We start from the raw sequence: 10,539 nt of genomic DNA, 5'->3' as shown, positions 1-10,539 counted from the left end.
CGAATTATTTTGGTGGAGATACATCATTTGAGAATGGTACCTTTAAAGGACTAAAATATAGTTTATCTTCTATTGTTGAAGATGGTCAGGTAGCAAAAGTGAACTATTATGACGTTGGCTCTGCTTTGGATGGTCTTGATGCGAATGTGAAGAGTGTGAATACGCATCTGACGAATGTAGTCAAAGATGTTAATGAAAAAATCACGAATATTACTCAAGAAGTTAAAGGGGATGCCTTGTTGTGGAGCGATGATGATCAGGCATTTGTAGCTCTTCATGGAAAAGGCGACAAAAGAGGCAAGAGCAAACTGAAGTTTCTTGTTGATGGAGAGGTTTCAGAGGGTTCAATGGAAGCCATTACAGGCAATCAACTTTATTTGATGAGTAATCAACTTGCTGTGTATTTTGGTGGTGGTGCTGGCTATAAGGATGGAAAATGGACAGCTCCTAATTTCCAAGTTGCGCAATTCAATGCTGATGGTTCTGTTGATAAGAAGATAAGCTATAATAACGTTGCCAGTGCTTTTGACGGTGTAAGTGATAGTATGTCGAAGATAAACAACCGCATTCAAAATGTTGAAAAGAATGTCTCTTCTAATGGTTTAAATTGGAATGAGCAGAAAGGGATGTATGACGCTAGTCATAAAGGCAAAGCAAGCAAGATTGATAGCGTTGCCAATGGTAAAATTGAAAAAGGTTCAAAAGAAGTTGTAAATGGAGGACAATTATGGGAGACTAATGAGCGTATTTCTGGTGTTGAAAAAGATGTTCAGCATATCTCAAATAGAGTTGATAACATTTCTAATACTATTGCTGATATTGGTGACACAGTTCTCAATATTGATGCCAAAGTTGATAATATTGATAATAGAATTAACAATATTGCTGAGGATACTGTTCGCTATGACACAGATAAAACTGGTCAAAAAACCAATAAAATCACTTTGAAAGGTGGAGATCCTAGTGAACCTGTTATGATTGATAATGTAGCTGATGGTCGCATTGAGAAAGGTTCGAAAGAAGCTATTAATGGTGGACAACTGCATGACTATACTGAACAGCAAATGAAGATAGTTCTCGATGATGCAAAAAAATATACGGATAGTCAGGTGAAGAATATCGTTATTAATGCCATTGATGATGCTGTTGATCGGGCTGACCAATATACAGATATGAAGTTTAATATTTTAACTTATGATATTAAGAATGTACGTAAAGAGGCAAGGCAAGCAGCAGCCATTGGTTTGGCAGTATCCAATCTACGTTACTTCGACGATCCTGGATCTTTGAGTATCTCATTTGGTAGTGGCACGTGGCGTGGACAATCTGCATTTGCTCTTGGCGCTGGTTATACGTCTGAAAATGGAAAAATTCGCTCTAATCTATCTGCAACGAGTGCTGGTGGTCATTGGGGAGTAGGCGGTGCAATAACTCTGAAAATAAAATAATACGAAGAGAATAAAATTTAACAGAATTTTCGCTCTTGTCTCATTAGGCAGGGGCGAAAATTTTATAATAAGTCAAAACAGTATTACACTTAAATTTTACAGAAGCCATATTTCATAATCTTGCTAATAAAAAACACACTTCAACAACCTTGAAGTGTGTTTTTTTATAGTGAGTCAGAGAAAAATATATGAAGAAAAAAGATTTTTTGCTATCTAATTTAATAAGATTCATTCCAGTAAAAAAATTCCTTATTTACTAGAAGAAATCTTTTACAAAGAAAAACAGTTCTTATTTTAAATTAATAAATTAAGGTTAATTGGCTTCATTACAGTAACAAAAAAAAATCACAAAAAGCTTACGAGGCTTCTTATGATAAAAATACAACCACCCTAAACTTTACTACTTAACTCTTTTATCGAATTAAAAAGTCTACTCTCACTTAAATAAAAAAACTTTTTCTTTATATTTAGACTAATTGCAAAATTTCCAACCCGCAGGCAAAAATGATTAATATTCGTAACCACAATCCCACTAACGCTTTAACTAGTGCCTTTACTAAATATGTCAACCTAACGTTTTACAGAACAACCATAAAACTAAACCTATAACTCTATAACGCTAAAATATGTCTTTTTTATGTTAAATATGTTTTTAGAGGGGATATCATGAAAAAGTTATATACCACATCAGCGACAAGAGAATTGAAATGCCTTCGTTCTCCTTATTCGCTACCTTTAGTTATGGAGATTTCGTTGACTGCAATGGTAGCACTTTTATCGAACGTTTCTCTTAGTTTTTCAGCAGATTTTGATATAAGCAAAGTGTTTCGTGAAGGTGTCGAGAGCGCTTTTATAGTTTCGCCCCCAAATGTTATCTCTGCTTATAATACCTATAACAGTGGCTTGGATGCTTTTTCTATTTCAAAAGACAATTATTTAACAGCACTCAATAAAGTAGGTGCAAAAGTAGGCGCAGAAAAAGTTAAAGCTTCTAGTGATTATGCAAATTTCCTAAATGATACACTTTTGGAGAAAAGTAGGTCTACCATAAATGTTTTTTCGAAGCCTATAAATGAGGGGGGAATGACAACGCGGCTTATTCCTGTTGATGGCATGCAGCGAGAGACAAGGGCTGATCAAGGTGTTGCGCTGGGTAATCAAGCACAAGCAACTGAATACTCAAGTATTGCAATAGGCAGAGATGACCCGAAATGTAGGAATGCAAATGGTAGACTTAATTGTGTAGCAGCAAAATCTATAGCTGCAGGAGGTATAGCGATAGGTTTAGCAAGTAGTGTTGATGCAATTGAAGGGGTTGCTATCGGTGCTTCTGCAAAGGTATCAGCAACAGGCTCTGCAGGCTCTGTTGCTTTAGGTAATTATGCAAATGTGACTGGACAAAACGCTATTGCTATAGGTAGCAGCGCAAAGGTATCAAATGCGAATAGTATTGCTATGGGACTTTATGCAAATGCAGCAGGATCAAACTCTCTTGCTCTAGGCTTTTCCGCAAAGGCAGAGACAACTAACACTATTGCTTTAGGTTCTAACGCAAAGGTAAGTGGGCAAGATTCAGTTGCTGTTGGTAGGAATGCAAATGCAGCAGGAGACGTCGCTTTTGCTCTAGGCTTTGAGGCAAATGCAAAGGAAACTAGCGCTATTGCTTTAGGTTTAAAAGCAGAGGCATCAGGTCATTATTCTACTATTATAGGTGCTAATGGAAAGGTATCAGATTGGTATAGTGTTGGTTTGGGTTATGGCCTAGAAGTAGCAGGTGAGCGTGGTATTGCTTTAGGTTACCAATCTAAAGTGTCGTTTAAAGATGGTGTTGCTATAGGCTCTCAGGTAGAGGTAAAGGCAGTTGGCGCTATTGCTTTAGGTTATCAATCTAAAGCGTCGGTTGATAATGGTGTTGCTATAGGTTCCTCTTCTATATCCGATAGGGCTGCTGGTGTTGCAGGTTATACTTCTCTTTTGCACGGATCAGCCACCGACACCAAAGCTCAATGGAAAAGTACGTTAGGTGCTGTTAGTGTTGGTGATCCTAGTAAGAATATAACGAGGCAGATTACAGGCGTTGCAGCTGGTAGTGGAGATGCCGATGCAGTGAATGTTGCACAGTTAAAAGACTTAGAAGAAGTTGTGAGAAAGAAAGGTTGGAAACTGTCTGTTGATGGTGAGAATGCGAAAACAGTTGTTATGGACAGTGACATAGATTTTTCTGCTGGCAGTACAAATTTTAACATTACCAAAGGCAAAGACGATAATAAGGTAAAATTTGATCTAGCTAGGAATGTTACAGTCGATAAAATACAAGTAGAAAACAACATCTTAGATGCAACTGGGTTGGTGATTGCTAATGGTCCGAAAATAACCACTTCTGGGGTTAATGCTGGCAGTAAAAAGATAACAGGAGTGGCAAAGGGTACTGAAGATACCGATGCGGTGAATTTTGGACAACTGCAAAAAGTTGAAAAAGATGTCAAAGAACAAGTCGCAGCCAGTAGCTTCGTGAAACAAGATGAGAAAACAAAATACATCACCATTGGTAAGGAAACCGATGGTGATAAAATTGATATTACCAACAAAAATAATGGAACGCGTACTCTTACGGGTCTAAAGAGTGCTTCTCTGTCAGAAGCTTCAAATGAAGCTGTTACTGGTTCGCAGTTGTTTACAACAAATAAAAATGTAACAACTTTATCCGATAATTTCAAAACCGCTGCCACGAATATGGCCAAGTATTTTGGCGGTAACGCCAAATACGAGGATGGTAAATGGACAGATCCAAGCTTTACAATAAAGAAGGTGAATGCTGATGGTGAGGAAAAAGAAGAGAGTTATAAGAATGTAGCGGCAGCTTTGGCAGGCGTTGGTAGTTCTATCACAAATGTTAAAAATGATATCAAGAATGAAATCACGAGTGTAAAAGGTGATAGCCTTGTTAAGTGGGATGAGGAGGCCAAGCATATTAACATTGGTGGTGACAAAGAAGAGGCTACAATCAATATTGCGGATAAAGGAAGTAATAATAGAATCCTTTCTGGCGTTAAGGATGCAGAAGAGGCCAATGAAGCGGTTAACAAAGGTCAGCTTGATAAGAATGTGACAAAACTTTCTAAAGATATTGAGGAGGTTCGTTCTGTAGCAGTTTTCTATGATTACGATACAGAAGAAGATTCAGATGACGCACATGCACTTACGAGATTAGCTCGTAAAAAACAAACCAGTGTGACTTTTGGAAAACCTTCGGAAGGCACGGTTGCTTTACGTAATGTTGGAAGTGGCAAAATTGCAACAGATTCAACAGAAGCAATAAATGGTTTCCAGCTTCATACATTGGGTACAGAGGTTGCGACATATTTTGGTGGTGGCGCTAGCTATGCAGAAGGAAAATGGACAAATCCTAAATTCACGGTTAAGAAATTCAATTCTGAAGGTAGTTCTGTGACTGAGGAGTTTTATGACAATGTAGCGGCTGCTTTTACTGGTGTTGGTGATTCTATAACGAATGTTCAGAAGCAATTGACTGAACAGGTTAATAATGTGATTAACAAAGTAGAGAGCGAAAGCTTTGTTCAGCAAGATAAAACCACGCATCTTCTCACGATTGGTGCTAAAGCAGAAGGCACAGAAATTAATATCGCCAATAAGGACAAAGGGGATAGAGTACTTTCCGGTGTGAAAGCAGCAACACACAATAATGAAGCTGTTAACAAGGAACAGCTTGATGAAAGTTTGGAGAAGCTTTCTAACAATCTTCAGTCTGATGAGTCTGCTGTTGTTCATTATGATAAACAAAAGGATGGTCAAATTGATTATGCGAGTGTAACTTTGGGAGGTAAGGACAAGGCTTCCGTTGCAGTTCATAATGTGAAAGATGGTGCCATTGATGAGCAATCACATGATGCGATCAATGGTGGGCAGATTAATAAAATATTTCAGAGTGTCGTCAAAGTCTTGGGTGGTGGTGCAAAATTTATTAGCGATATATTTACAGGGCCAACCTATAAACTTTCTAAGGTTTCTAAAGAGGGGCATGTAGAAGAGGGCACCTTTAACGATGTTGAAGCAGCTTTTACTGGGCTTAATGAGAATATCAAGAATGTGAATGATCGGATTAAGCAAGTTTCCCAAGGTATTGCACAGGATTCTTTGTTGTGGAGCACAGCTGATAAGGCTTTTATAGCGCAGCATGGAGAGGGAAAAACCAATAGCAAAATTAAGTTTCTTGCCAATGGAGATATTTCTGAAGACTCAACAGAAGCCGTTAATGGTTCTCAGCTTTATTCTGTAAGCAATGCGCTTTCTACTTATTTAGGTGGTGGCGCTAAGTATGAGAATGGTAAATGGACTGCTCCAAATTTTAAGATAAAAACCATAAAATCTGATGGCAGTGAAGTTGAAGAAAACGCCTATGAAAGTGTAGCGGAAGCTTTTGAAGGCATAAGTACTTCTTTCATGAATATCCACAATGAAGTTAAGAATGAGATTAGCAATGTGGTTAGTGATAATCTTGTTAAGCAGGATGAAGAGACGAAGCTTATCAAGATTGGCGGAGAAAAAGAGGGTACTGGTATCAGTATTGCAAACAGTAAAAATGTGGCGCGGATTCTTTCCGGTGTGCATGCAGGAGCAATCTCCGAAGAATCAACAGATTCTGTGAATGGTTCGCAACTTTATATGTTCAGCAATGCACTAGCGGCGTATTTTGGTGGAGGTGCTGGTTATAAGGATGGCAAGTGGCAGACAGCAGAATTCAAAGTCACGCAATTTAATGATGATGGTAGTTCTGCGGATAAGAAGAGCTATAATGATGTTGCGAGTGCTTTTGATGGTGTAAGTAAGAATATGACGAGTATCAACAAGCGTATTCATGATGTTGAAAAGAATGGCTCATCCAATAGTTTGAATTGGAATGAAGAAAAAGGAGCGTATGACGCTAGCCATAATGGAAATTCGAGTAAGATTACCAATGTAGCGGATGGCAAAATAGAAGAAAATTCGCAAGATGTTGTGAATGGGGGGCAGCTATGGAAAACGAATGAGAAGGTGAAAGAGGTTGAAAACAAGGTAGATACGATTGACCAACATGTTAAAGATATTGAAAATACCGTTACGAATGATGCGGTTAAGTATGATAAAGGAACTGATGGAAAGAAGGTAAATAAAGTTACATTAGTTGGTGTGAGTGAAAGTGATCCAGTATTATTAGACAATGTAGCGGATGGCCGTATTGAAAGTGGTTCAAAAGAAGCCGTTACAGGCGGCCAGTTGTATGACTATACAGATCAGCAAATGAATCTGGTTCTTTCTGATGCAAAGAGATATACGGATGAGCGCTTTAACGATGTTGTTAATAATACGGTCAATAATGTTGTTAATGAGACAAAATCTTACACAGATATAAAGTTTGAAGCGTTAAGGTATGAAATTAAGGAGATTCGCAAAGAATCCAAACAGGCAGCAGCGGTAGGTTTAGCGGTATCGAATTTGAGTTATGAAGATACACCAGGCTCTTTAAGTTTATCGATTGGGACGGGTGTATGGCGCAATCAATCCGCATTTGCCATTGGAGCGGGTTACATGTCTGAAAATGGGAAGATCCGATCGAATATATCAGCCACAAGTTCTGGTGGACATTGGGGTATAGGAGCAGGTTTAAGAGTGAAACTGAATTGATAGAGAGTCGTTAAGTTTTTCGATGGGTTTTGAAATTATATTTTTCCTGTATGAAAAGTTAAAAATATTTTATCTTTACAATAAGCTTTATAACGCACTATAGTTATTTATAAATCGAGTTATAAATACATATTATTTTTCTAAAGTATTTTACTTACAATTGTTGAAAAAAGATCACACAGTTCTGTAAATATATTCAAATTGATAAAAATTGTTATTTTTTTTGTTGCTATTTTATTATAGAAAGAATATGACTCATAAAGTATCTTAGTAAGACTCATTTTGATCAAATAAAAATTCAAGAGGGGGAAGTAATGCGTAATAAAGAAAAATATTAACTAGAGGAACGTTACCTCTATCTTGTACTCTATAAAGAGCTTAAGGTTTTCTTAAATATTTCGACTTTTATTTACTTAAATCACAAAGAAAATATAACTTTTCAGTATGAAAAAATTTACAAGATAATAAACATTTTTTACGTTTCCTTATCACGTGATTAATTTTCTAAAAATTAAAATGCCTCTAATATTTAAATCCCTTAAATATCTATCTTTAAAGCCTAGATGATAAACCGTAAGTTTAATTCCATTAAAGTCTAAATACATCCTTTATGTTCACATAACATATTTCTAAATTTTTGCATTTAGACGTCATCGCAGAAAGCACATATAAAACAGACAAAAAGACTCAACATACCCCTTTTTAAGCGTCCACCCTCAATTTTCGATTTCAACTGAGCAAGTGGTTAGCAACAAAATATGTCTTTTTTATGTTTTTGATATGCTTTTCAAATTTTTTCATTGGAGAGTTTGTTATGAAAAAAATGCATGCCACACAAAGAGCGAGTACTTTGAAAGTTTCTCGTTTTTCTTTTGTTGGAGTTTTCTCATTCGCTGTGGCGGTTATATTTTTATCAAATATTTCGCCTGTTTATGCGAAAAGTTTTGATACAATAGCACAAGTTCTTCAAAGTATGGAGAAGGCAACAGCAGTTTATTCTCAAGGGAACGATAAAAGGATTACTTCTGCTTATGATAGTCAGAACAATGTTGATGCCTCTGATTTATCTAAGGCAGGTTATGTAACAGCACTCAATAAAGTAGGCGCAAAAGTAGGCGCAGAAAAAGTTAAAGCTTCTAGTGATTATGCAAATTTCCTAAATGATACACTTTTGGAGAAAAGTAGGTCTACCATAAATGTTTTTTCGAAGCCTATAAATGAGGGGGGAATGACAACGCGGCTTATTCCTGTTGATGGCATGCAGCGAGAGACAAGGGCTAATCAAGGTGTTGCGCTGGGTAATCAAGCACAAGCAACTGAATACTCAAGTATTGCAATAGGCAGAGATGACCCGGAATGTAGGAACCCAAATGGTGGACTTAATGATAGACTTAATTGTGTAGCAGCAAAATCTATAGCTGCAGGAGGTATAGCGATAGGTTTAGCAAGTAGTGTTAATGCAATTGACGGGGTTGCTATCGGTTCTTCTGCAAAGGTATCAGCAACAGGCTCTGAAGGCTCTGTTGCTTTAGGTAATTCTGCAAATGTGACTGGACAAAGCGCTATTGCTATAGGTACTGGCGCAAAGGTATCAAGTATGTATGGTATTGGTATGGGACTTTATTCAAAAGTATCAGGGTCGAAGGGTATGGCTTTAGGCGCTTATGCAAATGCATTAGATGAGTATAGTTTTGCTTTAGGTTACCAAACTAAAGTGTCGGTTAAAGATGGTGTTGCTATAGGTTCCTTTTCTATATCCGATAGGGCTGCTGATGTTGCAGGTTATGCTTCTCTTTTGCAGGGACCAGCAAAAAACTCCGGAATTGAATGGAGAAGTACGAGAGGTGCAGTGAGTGTTGGTGATATTAGTCATAACATAACGAGGCAGATTACAGGCGTTGCAGCTGGTAGTGAAGATGTCGATGCAGTGAATGTTGCACAGTTAAAAGACTTAGAAGAAGTTGTAAGAAAGAACGGTTGGAAACTGTCTGTTGATGGTGAGAATGCGAAAACAGTTGTTATGGACAGTGACATAGATTTTTCTGCTGGCAGTACAAATTTTAACATTACCAAAGGCAAAGACGACAATAAGGTAAAATTTGATTTAGCAAAAAACCTTACACTGGATAGCATAAAAGCAGGGGATAATACTCTAGACGCAACAGGTTTAAAAATTACAGGTGGTCCGCAAGTAACCACCAGTGGTATTGATGCTGGGAGTAAGAAGATCACAGGCATTAAAAACGGTGCACTTACAGCAGAATCGACGGAAGCGGTCAATGGTTCCCAGCTTTTTGCAGCAAATAATGAAATTAAGGATGTAAGAGACAGTATTCTTGTTAAGCAAGTAGCAGAGATGACTTTAGCGCGTAGTCTGCGTAATGAAGGAACAGGTCTTATCACGATTGGTGGAGGAACCGGCGGCACCGAAATCAGTATTCTAAATAAGGATAAAGGAGCCCGGAAGCTTTCCGGTCTCTTAGGCGGGGATCTCAGTGCAAATTCAGATGAAGCAGTCGCTGGTAATCAGCTGAATAGTACAGCGACCCACATAGCAAAGTATTTGGGTGGTGGGATTGACTTTGGAAATGGTCAATGGAATGAAGCAAAATTCAAAGTCAAAACTGTTAACTCTGATGGCAAGGAAGATGAACAAAGCTATGCAAGTGTAGCGGAAGCTTTTGAAGGTGTTGGTACTTCTTTCACGAATATTCAGAATAATTTTACCAAGGAGATTAATAAAGCCATTACCAATGTACAAGGTGAAAGCCTTATTAAGAAAGATGAAAAAACAAATCGCATCACAATTGGTAAAGAAGTAGCAGGTGATGAAATTAATATTGCCAACAACGCAAACGAAGCACGAACCCTTTCCGGTGTAAAAGCTGGTACTAAAAGTACCGACGCTGTAAATTTTGCGCAGCTAAAAGAAATGCAAGAGGCGGTGACTATAAAAGGCTTGAAAATTAACACGACTAGCAACGATTTTAAAGATGCTATAGCTGATGGGGTCTCTTCAGTTGCTATAGGTCCTAATGCATCTGCACTTACTGGTAAGTCTGTGGCTTTGGGATTGAACTCGCAAGTAAAAGTGGAATCAGGAGTTGCTATAGGGGCGTATTCTGTAGCTGATGTTGGTGGTAGTATTACTGGTTATGATCCTTTGAAAGGTCGAATAGCAAACAGTTTAAGTTATGAATGGAAAAGTACATTAGGTGCCGTTAGTGTTGGTGGTAGTTCTATAATGCAATCGCGGCAAATTACAGGGGTAGCAGCGGGTCTTGAAGATGTTGATGCGGTGAATGTTGCGCAGTTGAAATCCTTGAAAAAATATGTGGATCAAGGTTGGAAACTCTCTGTTGATGGTAAAAATGCTAAAGCTGTAGGGATAAACAGCATGGTAGATTTT

The 10,539-nt window shown here is 37.9% G+C and carries 2 protein-coding genes and 1 pseudogene; all 3 read left to right on the top strand.

Going from position 1 to position 10,539, the window contains the following annotated elements:
- Positions 1 to 1,448, top strand: a 1,448-nt coding sequence (locus tag PVV65_RS08490) for a Vomp family autotransporter (protein ID WP_273789866.1), incomplete at its 5' end; no start/stop codon positions are given.
- 666 nt (positions 1,449 to 2,114) lie between these two features.
- The gene (locus tag PVV65_RS08485) at positions 2,115 to 7,130 is read left to right on the top strand and encodes a Vomp family autotransporter (protein WP_273789865.1); all 5,016 of its coding nucleotides are present in this window, start codon (positions 2,115 to 2,117) and stop codon (positions 7,128 to 7,130) included.
- An 814-nt stretch (positions 7,131 to 7,944) separates the two neighbouring features.
- Positions 7,945 to 10,539: pseudogene (locus PVV65_RS08480) on the top strand (hypothetical protein); the annotation flags it as partial.

The organism is Bartonella sp. ML70XJBT (assembly GCF_028618425.1).
Classification (GTDB): domain Bacteria; phylum Pseudomonadota; class Alphaproteobacteria; order Rhizobiales; family Rhizobiaceae; genus Bartonella.
The sequence above is the reverse complement of the archived record's forward strand: the minus strand, read 5'-3'. Positions and strand labels throughout refer to the sequence as shown.

Bases quoted from the DNA above. Each gene is read 5' to 3' on its own strand.
- PVV65_RS08485 (WP_273789865.1), top strand. From the start codon at position 2,115: ATGAAAAAGTTATATACCACATCAGCGACAAGAGAATTGAAATGCCTT.